Origin of the sequence: Micromonospora sp. SD12 (assembly GCF_052068495.1) — a bacterium.
In the GTDB taxonomy this organism is placed as follows: Bacteria; Actinomycetota; Actinomycetes; order Mycobacteriales; family Micromonosporaceae; genus Micromonospora; species Micromonospora echinofusca.
This window is the reverse complement of sequence record NZ_JBQHDF010000014.1, coordinates 100,611-114,193: the sequence shown is the minus strand read 5'-3', so window position 1 is coordinate 114,193 and position 13,583 is coordinate 100,611. Positions and strand designations below refer to the sequence as shown.

Here is a 13,583-nt window from a genome sequence, read left to right as displayed (position 1 = left end):
AGCACTCCTACTCAACGCCGGTCGTACGTCGGCCGTCGGCGCGCACGACACATCGACGGGCATTGACATGAGAGTTCGCGTGCACTGAGGATGGCCTCAGCTCGTGGTGCGCGACCGACGGGCGGAGCCGCACCCGGGCGGCCCCCACGGCCATCCCGTTCCGGCCGCCCTGCCGACACCAGAAGGGCGGACCCATGCGTGATCCCCTAGCCCCCCGGTGGCGCCGCCGCCTACCCGTCCCGGCCGCGCTGGCCGCCGCCACGGCGGTGGTGCTGCTGGTCGGCCCGGCGTCGGCCGTCGTGCCCGACGCCGCAGCTCCCGTCGAACTGGTCCGGGGTGCCGACGAGGAGGCGAACGTCGTCGAGGTGCTGCTCGCCGGCACGGCCCAACTGGACGCCCTCGTCGCCACCGGTGTCGACCTCGACCACCACGTCACCCGTACCGAGGACGGCGTCGTCGCGCACGCGGTCGTCACCGCCACCGAGGCGGCGGCGCTGACCAGGGCCGGGTTCACGCTCGGTGAGGTGCTGCACCGCCCCGCCGACGCCCGGGCCCGGGTGGCGCAACGCGAGGCGACCATCGCCGGGCACGTCGCGCAGAACCGTCGATTCGCCGCCGCGACGCTCGGTCTGGCCGCGTCCGCCGTGTCCGATGTCAAGATCATCCGGGCGGACTACTACACCTCCGGCACCGAGCAGGTCCTCTCCGTCGAGGCGAAGTGGGCGCAGGGCCAGAGCGCCGCCGACGCCCTCACCGTCGAGCGGGACAGCGGGCCGGGCACCGAGATCGGCTCCGGCGGGACGCAGACGATCTCCCGCTTCGTCGACGCCGGGGTCTACCTCTACCACCGGGGCGCCGCCCCGGTGACCAGCCGCCCCGACCGGATCCGGATCACCAGCCCCACCGGCGACGTGGCCGTCGCGCAGGTGCGGGAGTGGCTGCCCACCCCCGGCGACGGCCCCGAGGGACCCGGCTACCAGAAGGACTTCGTCACCAGCTACCTGACACCGACCGAGCTGTACGCGCGGATCCACCAACTGGCCGCCGAGTTCCCCCGCATGGCCGAGATCGTCGAACTGCCGCACCGGACCAACGGCTACCGGCGGCACGCCCAGGCGGTGCTGGGCGCCGCCACCGACAGCCGCGTCGCGGTGGACTCCCGCGCCTGGGGGCACGAGGGCGGCAACGACGTCTCCGTGGAACTCGTCGACCCGGGTGCCGCGAACGTGCCGCTGTCGGTGACCGTCGCCGGCCCGGCCGTCCGGGTCACGCTGGGCACCGACGGCGACGGCGCCGTGAGCAGCACCGCCGCCCAGGTCGTCGCGGCGCTCAACGCCGAGGCCGGGACGCTCGTGCGGGCGTACACCTATCGGGGCAGCACGGGCGCCGGAGTGGTCGCGCCGGCCGCGCGGACCTCGCTCAGCGACGGCCTGAGCGCGCCGGCGACCGTCTCGCGCGACCCGCATCCGGTGTACGCCATCCGCATCGGCAAGCACCGGGACGGCTCGAAGCTCGGCGTGCTCGCGTACGCCCAGGAACACGCCCGCGAGTGGGTGCCGCCGCTGGTGACCGTCGAGACCGCCGAGCGGCTGCTGCGCAACTACGCCCACGACGGGCGGACCCGGCAGCTGCTGGACAACCTCGACATCTGGATCGCTCCCTCGATCAACCCCGACGGCGGCCACTACTCCTTCTACGACTTCAACTCCCAGCGCAAGAACATGACCAACCACTGCCCGACGACCGGGGCGGCCGACTTCCTGGCCCGCAACTCCTGGGGCGTGGACAACAACCGCAACTACACCGAGTACAGCCTCTTCGACGGCTACTCGGGGGCGTCGGCGAGCTGCACCAGCGGCACGTACGCCGGCCCGAGCGAACTCTCCGAGCCGGAGAACCGCAACCTCGACTGGCTGGCCTCCCGCCCCAACATCCGGTTCTCGATGAACCTGCACTCCTCAGGCAACTACTTCATGTGGTCGCCGGGGGCGTACGCGCTGCCCGGTCGCGTCTCCGCGCCCCGCCCGACGCTCGCCCAGGAGTCGGCCTTCTGGGGTGCCTCGGCGCGGATCCTGGCCGCCATCAAGCGGCACCGCAACATGGCGGTCACCCCGGCGCGCACCGGCCCGATCTCCGACGTGCTCTACTCGGCGGCCGGCAACTCCGGGGACATGCTCTGGTACAAGTACGGCATCTACGCCTGGAACTTCGAGGTCGGCACCTCGTTCCAGCCCGAGTGGGACGAGGCGCACGCCGAGACGCTGGAGTTCGCCAACGGCCTGGTCGAGCTGATGCGGGTGGCCCGGGACCACGCCAAGGACCGGACCCGGCCGCGCAGCACGCTCGCGGTCGCGCCGAGCGCGACGCCGGGCATGGTGGACGTGACCTTCTCCACCAGCGAGCCGGCCGCCGTCTTCTACACCCTCGACCGGGCCGCCCCCACGTACGCGTCGACGCTCTACGGCTCGGCGGGCGTCCGCGAGGGCGGGGAGACGCTCACCGTCCCGGCGGGCACCCGCATCCACTGGTTCTCGGTGGACTCGGCGGGCAACGTCGAGAACGGCTACCGCCCCGACGGCAACGGCCGCAACTACCGCAAGGGCACCGCCGTCCTGCGGGCGCGCTGACCGGGCGCGCGCGGTGGGGTGTGCGGGATGTCGACCTGCACACCCCCTGCTCGCCGGGCTGGTGCCGGGGAAACGACGCGATCAGCGACCGGGCAGCGTGCCCAGCAGGACCGCCCGGGAGCTTCGGTGTGCCAGATCCTCCGCCACGTTGCCCAGCAGCTTCTCGTCGAGCCCGTGCCCTCGTCTCCCGATCACCAACAGGTCCACGTCCCGCGCGTCGGCGACCGCCAGGAGAGCGTCGGCCGGGTGACCGACGACGACCTCCGTACTGGGGGCGGGCAGTTCGTCGGGCAGGACGCGCGCGGCCTCGTCCAGCATCCGCCGGGCCCGCCGGTGCTCCTCGTCCGCCTCGATATCGACCACGTCCGGGTCGGTCACGGTGACCAGCACCAGCTCGCTGGTGGTTCCGCCCAGCGCGTGGGCGACGGCGCGCAGCGCCCGGTCGGAGTCGGGCGAACCGTCCAGACCGACCAGCACGCGCAGGCCGGGCCCGGTCGACGCCGGTGCCCGGGACCGGACGTCGATGCGGTGTGGCTCGGCCCGACCGCGCTCCGCGGCGATCGGAATGAACAGCGGACCGAGCAGCCCTCCGACGAGATACCAGAGCAGGTTGCGGTGCCCGCCGCGGGTGACGAAGACGGCCGCGGTGACCAGTCCGGCCACCAGCCAGGCCACGATCGCCAACAGGGCCAGTCCCAGTTCAGCCACGGCGTCCTCCCGGCGTGGTCGGTACGGGCGGGCAGCATGACTACCCCCGGTGGCCGCGGGTAGGCCACCGCGTCCGAACAGGGACGGGTCGCCGACCTCGCCGTCCGCACCCGTCGGTCGGATCGCCGGTCCGGTGCTCGCGTACGGTGATGAGGCGCGCGGGACGGGTTCGGCGAGCCACAGCCGGGTACCAGTGCACCCGGCGTCGTCGTCGGACGGGACGGCGGAGACCGCTGGTTCCGGTGCGCACGGGGGTGCGGTCGGCGATGGACGAACCGTCCCCTGCCGACGAGGAGACCCCGTGACCGACGCCGGCCGGCGCCGCGGCAGCCTGTTCGCCCGACGTTCGTGGGCGGAGACCGGCCGAATCTCCGCCCTCCTGCGCCGGGAGACGGTGGGTGGGGTGCTTCTGCTCGTCGGGGCGCTGTTGGCACTGTCGTGGTCGAACTCGCCCTGGACCGAGCACTACCAGACACTGCGGGACGTCCGTGTCGGTCCGGCCCTCCTGCACCTCAACCTCAGCCTGGCCACGTGGGCGGCCGACGGCCTGCTGGCCGTCTTCTTCTTCGTCGCCGGGCTCGAACTCAAACGTGAGTTCGTCGCGGGCGACCTGCGGGATCCGCGGCGCGCTTCGGTGCCGGTGGCGGCGGCCTGCGGCGGAGTGCTGGTGCCGGCCCTGCTCTACCACCTGATCGCCGGTGGCGACGCGCCGAAGGGCTGGGCGATCCCGACGGCGACCGACATCGCCTTCGCCCTGGCGGTGCTCGCCGTGGTCGGTCGGTCCCTGCCTCCGGCGCTGCGGACCTTCCTGCTCACCCTCGCGGTCGTCGACGACCTGATCGCGATCGTGATCATCGCCGTCTTCTACACCACCGGCCTGTCGGTCGTGCCGCTGCTGGGTGCCCTGGCCCCCCTGGCGATCTTCGGCCTGCTGGTGCAGCGCCGGATCCGGTCCTGGTGGCTGCTGCTCCCACTCGCGACCCTGACCTGGGTGCTGGTGCACGAGTCCGGAGTGCACGCGACCGTGGCGGGGGTTCTGCTGGCCTTCACCGTTCCGGCCGTCGGCAGCTACGCGGCCGGGGGACCGGGCGCCGGGCCGGGCCTGGCCGAGCACTTCGAGCGTCGGTTCCGGCCGATCTCCGCCGGCGTCGCGGTGCCGATCTTCGCGTTCTTCTCCGCGGGGGTCGCGGTGGGTGGCCTGACCGGCCTGGCCGGCGCGCTCACCGATCGGGTGGCGATCGGCATCGTCGTCGGCCTGGTCCTCGGCAAACCCGTCGGCATCATGGGCGCCACCTGGCTGGTGTCCCGGTTCACCCGCGCCACCCCCGACGAGGGCCTCAACTGGCTCGACGTGCTTGGTCTGGCGCTGCTCGGCGGCATCGGCTTCACCGTCTCCCTGCTCGTCGGCGAGTTGGCCTTCGGTCTGGGCAGCGAGCGCGACGACCACGTCAAGGTCGCCGTGCTCACCGGCTCCCTGCTCTCGGCCCTGTTGGCCGCCGTGATCCTGCGCGCCCGTAGCCGGCTGTACCGGCAGGTGCGCGAGGCGGAGGCCGTCGACCGCGACCGGGACGGCGTGCCGGACGTGTACGACGCGCACCCCGACCGGCCTGACATGCACTGAACACCCGCGCCGGACCGAGCACCGTGGCGGACGCCGCGACGAAGCCGACGCCGGTGGACGCCCCGCCCGCTCAGTCCGGCAGCAGCGGCATCTCCAGGCCGGGGTTACGGCCGAGCAGCACCGCCCGGGTGAGCGCCCCCGACCCGAACCGGTCGCGCACCGCGTCCACGGCCGCGTCCAGGTCCGCACCCGGGTCGCGCTCGAACGGCAGCGGCGGCTGGACGGGGGAGTCGTCCAGGTTCGCGACAGACACGCCGAGCAGGGTCACGCCCCGCCGCTCGATCTCGGGCAGCGCGGCCCGCAGCAGCGTGCGCGCCGCGCCGAGCAGCGGGACCGTGTCGGCGGTCGCCTTGGCCACCGTGCGGGAGCGCGTCGCGCGGGTGTAGTCGCCGAAGCGCAGGCGCAACGTCACCGTCCGGCCGGCCCGCGACGCCGCCCGCATCCGCCGGGTCACCCGGTCGACCAGGCCGGCGAGGATCGCCTCCAGCTCGGCGGGGGAGTGCGGGACCGCGCCGAGGGCGTGCTGCGCGCCCATCGAGGAGCGCCGGCGGCCGACCTGCACCGGCCGTGGGTCGCGGTTGTGCGCGAGGGCGTGCAGATGCCGGCCGACGCCCGCGCCGAGCAGCGAGACCAGCGTCGCCTCGCCGAGGCGGGCGACCTGTCCGACCGTACGGATGCGTCGCTCGCGCAGCTTCGTGGCGGTCACCGGCCCGACGCCCCACAGCCGCTCCACCGGCAGCGGGTGCAGGAACGCCACCTCCCCGTCGGGCGGGACGACCAGCAGGCCGTCGGGCTTGGCGACCCCGCTGGCGACCTTGGCGAGGAACTTCGTGCGGGCCACCCCCACGGTGATCGGCAGGCCGACCCCCTCACGTACGTCCCGGCGCAGGCGGGCCGCGATGTCGGCGGGCGGGCCGACCAGCCGGCGCAGGCCGCCCACGTCGAGGAACGCCTCGTCGATGGAGAGCCCCTCGACGATCGGGGTGGTGTGCCGGAAGATCTCGAACACCGCGCGGCTCGCCGCCGTGTAGGCGGCCATCCTCGGCGGCACGACGATCGCCTCGGGGCAGAGCCGCCGGGCCTGCCGGCCGCCCATGGCGCTGCGGACGCCGCGGGCCTTCGCCTCGTAGCTGCACGCGAGGACGACGCCGCCGCCGACGATGACCGGCCGCCCGCGCAGGCGCGGATCGTCCCGCTGCTCGACCGACGCGTAGAACGCGTCCAGGTCGGCGTGCAGGATGCTGGCCTCGCGCGACACGAACACATGTTCGCATGGAACCCGACGGCAGCGGTACTGACCTGCCCGAACGCGTCGCCGCCTACAGCTCGTCGAAGGGGCGGGCGTAGGCGAACCCGCCCTGGATCGACGGCCGCCAGGCGCTCAGCGGGCGGGCCATGAAGTAGCGCGGCCCCCACTGCTGCGGCGGGGTGACGCCGAGGTCGACCGCCGGGCGGAACCCGAAGCGCGGGTAGTAGTCGGGATGCCCGAGCAGCACCACCAGGGCCTCCCCGAGCGCGTCGGCCGCGCCGAGCACCGCGTGCATCAGCGCGGAGCCGACGCCGCGCCGCTGCCAGGCCGGCAGCACGCCGAGCGGGCCCAATCCCAGCGCGACCGGCTCGCCGGCGACCATGCCCCGGGTGCACACGACGTGCCCGACCACCTGCCCGGCGTCGTCGGCCGCGACGAGGGAGAGGGCCGGCAGCCACCCGTCGTCGGCCCGCAGGGCGTCCACCAACCCCGCCTCGACGGGTACGGCGTCCGGCTTCCCAGCATCGGCGAAGGCGGCCAGGTGCACCGCCCGGATCGCGTCGACGTCGGCGGGGGTCTCACGTCTGATCAACACCGCGTCACCATAGGCGGGGCGCGGCCTGCGGTGCACGCCAATATGGTGCGCACCGGAGCATGTGGGAGGCCGCCGGGCCGCCCCACGGCCCGGCGCCGGACGGCAGGTCAGGACATCGCGGTCGCCGAGGGCGGGGCGGTGCCACCCTGCGGGGCCTCCGCCGTCATCAACCGCACGATCTCCGCCCGGTCGGCGGCGGACGGCAGGCCCCACTCGGGGCGGTAGCCGTACACCTCGTGCAGGGGGTGCGAGGCGGTCCGGCCGTCGAGGACCTCGATGGCGTCGGTGTCGATGAGGCCCGGGTGCTCGACGCCGCACGCCTCGGCGACCTTGACCAGGTCCCGGCGCAGCGTGCGGATGTAGTTGGCGGCGCGCACCGACTTGGAGCCCGGGTCCACACCTCGGACGAGCCACGGGTTCTGGGTGGCGACGCCGGTGGGGCAGGTGTCGGTGTGGCACTTCTGGGCCTGGATGCAGCCGATCGCCAGCATCGCCTCCCGGCCGACGTTGACCATGTCGCAGCCGAGCGCGAACGCGACCACCGCGTTGTCGGGCAGACCGAGCTTGCCGGCGCCGACGAAGACCACCTGCTCGTGCAGGTCGCGCTCGGCGAAGACCTTGTAGACCCGGGCGAAGCCCTGCTGGAACGGCAGTGACACGGAGTCCGTGAAGATCAGCGGCGCGGCGCCGGTGCCGCCCTCGCCGCCGTCGACGGTGACGAAGTCGACGCCACGGCCGGTGTCACGCATCAGGGTGGTCAGCTCCTCCCAGAAGCCGAGGTCACCCACCGCGGACTTGATGCCGACCGGCAGGCCGGTCTCGGCGGCGAGCAGCTCCACCCAGTCGAGCAGGCTGTCGCAGTCGGAGAACTCGGCGTGCCGGGACGGGCTGACGCAGTCGCGCCCCTGCGGGATGCCCCGGGTCGCGGCGATCTCGGCGGAGACCTTGGCCGCCGGCAGCAGCCCGCCGAGGCTGGGCTTCGCGCCCTGGCTGAGCTTGATCTCCAGCGCCCGTACCGGCGCGCCGGCGACCAGGTCCCTGAGCCGGTCGAGGCTGAACCGGCCGCGTTCGTCGCGGCAGCCGAAGTACGCGGTGCCGATCTGGAAGACCAGGTCACCACCCTTGCGGTGGTACGGCGACAGCCCGCCCTCACCGGTGTTCTGGAGACAGCCGGCCAGGGCCGCGCCCCGGTTGAGCGCCTCCACGGCGTTGCCGGACAACGACCCGAAGCTCATTCCGGAGATGTTCACCACCGACTCGGGCCGGAACGCGTGGGCGCGGCCCCGGGCGGCGCCCAGCACCTTGGCGCACGGCAGCCGCACGTCGTGCCCGGCGCCGGGCGTCGACGGCGGGACGGCCCGACCGAAGGTGCGGTGCTTGATGATCGGGTATCCGGGGGTGAACTCGATGTCGTTGTCGGTGCCGAAGCCGAAGTAGTTGTTCTGCTGCTTCGCCGACGCGTACACCCAGCGGCGCTGGTCGCGGGTGAACGGCCGCTCCTCGTTGTTGCCCGCGACGATGTACTGGCGTAGCTCCGGCCCGATGGACTCCAGCAGGTACCGGGCCCGGCCGAGGACCGGGAAGGTACGCAGCAACGCGTGGTCGCGCTGGATCAGGTCACGCGCGGCGAGGGCCGCGACGGCGGCGACGGCGGCGGGTACGGCTCGGCTTGCCCACTTCATGCCCGCCACTCTTTCCGCGATCGCCCCCCGCCAAACGGACCGGCGGAGGCGCGGTCGACGTCGACGACCCGGACGGCGCGCGGATCAGGGCGACGTCATCAGGCGGTGGACGACCAGCATGGCGATGTCGTCGGTCGGCTGCTCGGCGGCCAGCGCGCCCATCACCGTGGCGCAGACCTGCTCGGCCGGCGCCGGCCGGACCACCTCGGCGAGCCGCCCGAGGCCGACGTCGATGACCTCGTGGCGGCGTTCGACGAGGCCGTCGGTGAAGCAGACGAACACCGCTCCCGGCGGGAACCGCACCTCCGTGCGCTGCCGGGCCGGCGGCCGGCGACCCGTGCCGAGCGGGGGGTCGGCGTGGACCGCGACGGGCTCGCCCGACCGCCCCGGCGCGGCGAGGACGGGACGCAGGTGCCCGGCGGCGGAAAGCCGGATGCGGGTGCGGTCGGGGGAGATCATGGCGTACAGCGCCGTGGTCAGGTTGCCCGCCTCGAAGTGGCCGACCTTGCGGTCGAGGAGCGTCAACGCCTCCGCCGGGTCGTCGCAGACCAGCGCGTAGGCGCGCAGCGCGCTGCGGATGCGCCCCATCACCACGGCCGACTGAAGGCCGTGGCCCGACACGTCGCCGATGACCAGGCCCAGCCAGCCCGACGGCAGGACGAACACGTCGTACCAGTCGCCGCCGATCCCGGCGACGTGCCCGGGCACGTAGCGGGCGGCCAGGTCGAGGCCCGGCACGCCGGGCAGCTGGGTGGGCAGCAGGCTGCGTTGCAGGGCGAGGGCGGCGCTGTGGTCGAGGTTGTGCGACCGGGCGAGGCTGGCCAGGCTGGCCCGGTCGGCGACCAGCTCCAGCAGGCGTACGTCGTCGTCGGTGAAGTGGCGTCGGTGCAGCGTGCCGACGTGCAGGACCCCGATCAGCTCGCCCCGGGCGAACATCGGCACGCCGAGCAGCGACCGCAGCCCCATCGCCACCAGGACCGGGTTGACCACGCTGCCGGGGACGACGTCCTCGACGATCACCGGCCGTCGGGTCAGGGCGATGCGGCCGGCGAACCCGCGGCCCACGGAGACGCGGAAGCCCTGCCGGACCTCCTCCTCCAGCCCCTTGGCCGCGGTGGCCACGAGCTGCTGGGCGTGCGTGTCCAGCAGGAGGATGGCCGCCGTGTCGACGTCGAGCAGGTCCCGGACCCGGTCGAGCAGCTCGTCGAAGAGGTCGGCAGCGTCGAGGCGGGACAGCGTCGCGTCGGTCACGGCCTCGATGCGGCGCAACCGTTCGTCGTCCCCGATGAGCCTCTGATCGGCCACCACAGGATCCTAGCCCTGTCGGTCGGGCCGACCGTCCCGCGAGCGTGCGGTGCCGGTGCGGCTCGTCCGTCACCGGCGGGACCGCCCGGTCAGGCCCGGCGGCGGGTCGTCCACGCCTGGAGGGTGGGCCGGCGGACCACCGCGATGCGGTCGCCACGGGCGCGCAGCGACGTACGCCCGCCGCGTCCGCGTCGTACGGTCAGGTCCACGGTGCGACCGCCGACCCGCACGCCCTCCAGCACGAGGTCCGGCAGCCACTCCGGCAGGTGCGGATCAACGAAGATCGTGCGCAGCGGCGCGGCCGGGCGCAGCGCCAGCAGGGCCTGGATCAGCGCCACCACCGCGCTGGCAGACCAGGCCTGCGGGGAGCAGGAGTCCGGATAGACGCCGGGGTGCGGGTGGGCGTCGTCGCGGGGCAGGCCGCTGAGCACCTCCGGCAGGCGGCGGCCCGGCGTACCAGCCCGGCGCCGTACGTGGGGTGCCCGGTCGCGGCGAAGGCCACCCCGGCGTGCCGCAGCGCGGCGTACCAGTACGCCTGCAACTCGCTGGTGGCGAGCGGGTTCGGCACCACCTCGCCGTGCTCGTCGACGATGGCGGTGTCCGAGTCCTTGAAGTTGCTGCTGCCCAGCCGCGCGAGCTCGCGGGCCAGGGTGCCCGGGCGCGCGCGGCGGCGTCGCCCGGCTCGGCGGCGGCGCGGCGAGGCGCTGCCCGTCGAAGACCGGCTCGACGAGCAGGTCCACCCGCCGGGACTCCCGGGGCGCCACCGCGACGTCGACGGTGAGGGCGCCCTCGGCGTACCGGACGGGCAGGTCGGTCCGTACGCCGATCGACCACCGCCCGCGTTCCGCCGGCCCGTGCGGGTTCGCCCCCACGGGCCGGCGGCGGTGGTCAGTGGCGGAACGACCGGCGTACGACGCCGCCGACGAGCGCGCACCAGGTGTCGAGGTCCAGCTTGCCGTGGGCCGGCAGGCCGTGGACGCGCTGGAGGTCCTTGACGGCCATCTTGGTCGGGTGGTCGTACTCGCCGGTGGTGGTGACCTCGGTGTGGCCCCGGAAGTTCAGCAGGAACTGCACGGCGGTGACCGGCAGGCCGGTGGCGTCCCTGCCCAGCTCCGGCACCAGGGTCTCCCAGGTGGGCGCGGTGAGGGTGGCGTCGACGTCGACTCCGATGCCGTTGCGGTACTGCCAGTCCTGCACGGCGGCGACGGTGGCGGCGTCGAAGACGCTGTTGACCGGTACGGCGTAGCCCCGGTGGGCGAGCAGGTACTGCACCACCCGTACGGAGGGGGAGCCGACGAAGCGCCACAGGTCCGGCCAGCGGCGGGCCGGCACGTCGCCGAGGTCGGTGCCGAGTTCCTCGAAGACCCGGCGGCGCAGGGTGGGGAACTGCCGGTAGAACGCGGCCCCGGGGCAGAGCGTGGTACGGAAGTCCCAGTGGCCGAAGATGTCGTGGGCGTGCAGCCCGTACCGCCGGCAGATGGTCGCGCAGAGCGCGACCAGCGAGTCCAGCAGCGCCTCCGGCGGCGTCTCGGTGACGTACGTGCCCTCGTTCTCGATGCCGATGGCGCGGCCGTTCTCGCCCGGGCAGTGCGCCGAGATCATCTGCCGGTCGCCGGCCCGCAGCCGCTCCAGGCTGCCCCGGCGCCCCTCCATGACGTAGCCGCCGCGGCTGATGGTGAAGTGCTGGCCGGTGTCGGACCAGCCGTTGCCGTCCATGTGCAGGTTCTGGCAGTCGCGGGCCAGCTTGACCGCCTGCGCCTCGGAGTAGTCGGTGACGTTGGGGAACGCCATGTGGTGCACGATGATCTTGTTGGTGGGGATGGCGCTGACCGACAGCGGGTCCGCCGGCGGGCGCGCGCCCCACTCGTCGCAGCTGTAGATCCAGTCCAGGTCGGAGCCGGGGTCCGCGTGGGCGGTGCCCGGGAGGGCGAGCTGGCTGCCGACGACCGCGACCGTGGCGGCGCCGAGGCCGGCGCGCAGCAGGGTCCGGCGGTCCAGTGCGGAATCCTCGACGTGCATGGCGTCTCTCCTCTGCGGCCGGAGGTGGGGGCGGGGGCGGCCCCTGAAAAGGAACTCCAGGCTTCGCGTGTGCAGTGGAGGATATTGCCAAGGCGTGGCAGTGCGCCAGAGGCCGACCGAGGTCGGACCAGCTTCCCCGGACGGGGCGCCAGTTCGCGCCGACTCTCGATCTCCACGTGCAGTTACTCCGCCCGGCCCGCCGCGGGCGGCTGGTGGGTCGCGGGCGGGTCACGCAGCGCGGCAGGGTAGCCGACCGTCAGAGCACCTGGGAGAGGAAGCGGCGCAGCCGGGGGTGCTCGGCCCGCTCGAAGATCGCGGCCGGCTCGCCGGCCTCCAGCACCACGCCGCGATCCATGAACGCCACCGTGTCGGCGACCTCGCGGGCGAAGCCCATCTCGTGGGTCACCACCACCATCGTCATGCCACCGGCGGACAACTCGGCCATCAGCCCCAGCACGCCCTTGACCAGCTCCGGGTCCAGGGCGGAGGTCGCCTCGTCGAAGAGCATCACCTGCGGGCGCAACGCCAGCGCGCGGGCGATCGCGACCCGCTGCTGCTGCCCGCCGGACAGGTGCGCCGGGCGGGCGTCGGCCTTGGCCGCCAGCCCCACCAGCTCCAGGTGGTCGCGGGCGAGCGCCGCCGCCTCGTCCGCGTCGAGCTTGCGGATGCGGCGCAGCGCGAGGGTGACGTTGCGCAGCACGCTCATGTGCGGGAAGAGGTTGAACTGCTGGAAGACCATGCCCACCCGCTGCCGCAGGGCGTCGGGGTCGTCGCCGCGCACGCTGCGCCCGTCGAGCAGCACGTCGCCGCGGTCGGGCTCGATGAGCCGGTTGATCGTACGCAGCAGGGTGGACTTGCCCGACCCGGACGGGCCGATCACGCAGGCCGTCGCTCCGCGCGCCACGTCCAGGTCCACCCCGCGCAGCACCCGGTTCGCCCCGAAGGCAAGGTGCACGTCGCGGACGCTCAGGCTCACCGAGGTCGTCGTGTCGATGCTCATCGCTGGTTCCCTCCCGCCGCGCCCGGCAGCGCCAGGTCGAGGTCGTCGTCGGCGTCACCGGGAGTGGCCTGCCGGCCGTGCCGCAGCCGCCGGTCGATCCAGTTGACGGCGTGCGTCAGCGGGACCGTCAGCGTCAGGTAGAACAGCCCGGCCAGCAGCAGCGCCGACTGGTTGCCGGTGTTGGCCGCGTAGTCCTGCCCGATGCGGAACAGCTCACGCTGGCTGGCCAGCAGGCCGAGGAAGTAGACCAGGCTGGAGTCCTTGATCAGCGCGATGAGCTGGTTCACCCAGGCCGGCAGCACCCGCCGGATCCCCTGCGGGACGATCACCAGGCGCATCGCCTCGCCCCAGGACAGGCCCAGCGCCCTGGCGCCCTCCAACTGCGCGGCCTCCACCGACTGGATGCCGGAGCGGAAGATCTCGCCGATGTAGGCCGCCGCGATCAGCGACAGGGCCAGGATGCCCAGGGGATACGGGTTGGGCCCCCACACCTGCATCCCCAGCGGCGCCAGGCCGACCCCGATGAGCAGGATCGTCGCCGCCGCCGGCAGGCCGCGGAACACGTCGGTGTAGACCCGCGCCGGCCACCGCAACCATCGCGTACGCGAGATGCCCGCGACGGCCAGCGCCATGCCGAGCACCGAGCCGAGCAGGGCGGCGGAGATCGCCAGGATCAGCGTGTTGGGCAGCCCCACCGTCAGCATCTCGGGCAGCGCCTCGCGCATGGAGTCTGCGTCGAAGAAGGTCTCCCACAGGGTGCTCAACGGATCCATCGTC

Annotated in this window: 11 protein-coding genes; 2 read left to right on the top strand and 9 right to left on the bottom strand. The window is 73.7% G+C overall.

The annotated features are described in order from the left end of the window. The first annotated feature begins 194 nt into the window (after window positions 1-194). Window positions 195-2,627: a M14 family zinc carboxypeptidase gene (locus tag ACTMS2_RS22810; protein WP_441177215.1), complete on the top strand. Its 2,433-nt coding sequence runs from the start codon at window positions 195-197 to the stop codon at window positions 2,625-2,627. Between the two features lie 81 nt (window positions 2,628-2,708). On the opposite strand, the gene ACTMS2_RS22805 is transcribed toward ACTMS2_RS22810, so the two are convergent. Further along, complete coding sequence (locus ACTMS2_RS22805; protein WP_441177214.1) at window positions 2,709-3,335, bottom strand: universal stress protein; 627 nt, start codon at window positions 3,333-3,335, stop codon at window positions 2,709-2,711. Between the two features lie 301 nt (window positions 3,336-3,636). On the opposite strand from ACTMS2_RS22805, the gene nhaA reads away from it, so the two are divergent. Beyond that, the gene (gene nhaA, locus ACTMS2_RS22800) at window positions 3,637-4,956 is read left to right on the top strand and encodes a Na+/H+ antiporter NhaA (protein ID WP_441177213.1); all 1,320 of its coding nucleotides are present in this window, start codon (window positions 3,637-3,639) and stop codon (window positions 4,954-4,956) included. A 70-nt stretch (window positions 4,957-5,026) separates the two neighbouring features. Here nhaA and dinB read toward each other — a convergent pair whose 3' ends face one another. The 8 genes from dinB to ACTMS2_RS22760 form a co-directional block, all read right to left on the bottom strand. Next, entirely contained in the window at window positions 5,027-6,214 is a 1,188-nt protein-coding gene (gene dinB, locus ACTMS2_RS22795) for a DNA polymerase IV (protein WP_441177212.1), read from the bottom strand. A 61-nt stretch (window positions 6,215-6,275) separates the two neighbouring features. Next, window positions 6,276-6,800: a GNAT family N-acetyltransferase gene (locus tag ACTMS2_RS22790; protein WP_441177211.1), complete on the bottom strand. Its 525-nt coding sequence runs from the start codon at window positions 6,798-6,800 to the stop codon at window positions 6,276-6,278. 107 nt (window positions 6,801-6,907) lie between these two features. Continuing rightward, window positions 6,908-8,482, bottom strand: coding sequence for an FMN-binding glutamate synthase family protein (locus ACTMS2_RS22785; protein WP_441177210.1), 1,575 nt, complete (start codon window positions 8,480-8,482; stop codon window positions 6,908-6,910). 84 nt (window positions 8,483-8,566) lie between these two features. Beyond that, window positions 8,567-9,787, bottom strand: a complete 1,221-nt coding sequence (locus ACTMS2_RS22780; RefSeq protein WP_441177209.1) for a PP2C family protein-serine/threonine phosphatase — start codon at window positions 9,785-9,787, stop codon at window positions 8,567-8,569. A gap of 89 nt (window positions 9,788-9,876) precedes the next feature. Then, window positions 9,877-10,218 carry a hypothetical protein gene (locus ACTMS2_RS22775; protein WP_441177208.1) on the bottom strand — a complete coding sequence of 114 codons (342 nt, stop codon included), beginning with the start codon at window positions 10,216-10,218 and terminating at the stop codon, window positions 9,877-9,879. Window positions 10,219-10,675: 457 nt separating this feature from the next. Then, the gene (locus ACTMS2_RS22770; protein WP_441177207.1) at window positions 10,676-11,806 is read right to left on the bottom strand and encodes a peptidoglycan recognition protein family protein; all 1,131 of its coding nucleotides are present in this window, start codon (window positions 11,804-11,806) and stop codon (window positions 10,676-10,678) included. Window positions 11,807-12,062: 256 nt separating this feature from the next. Continuing rightward, window positions 12,063-12,800, bottom strand: a complete 738-nt coding sequence (locus ACTMS2_RS22765) for an amino acid ABC transporter ATP-binding protein (RefSeq protein WP_357723034.1) — start codon at window positions 12,798-12,800, stop codon at window positions 12,063-12,065. A gap of 2 nt (window positions 12,801-12,802) precedes the next feature. Beyond that, entirely contained in the window at window positions 12,803-13,579 is a 777-nt protein-coding gene (locus tag ACTMS2_RS22760) for an amino acid ABC transporter permease (protein WP_101410064.1), read from the bottom strand. Window positions 13,580-13,583: the final 4 nt, after the last annotated feature.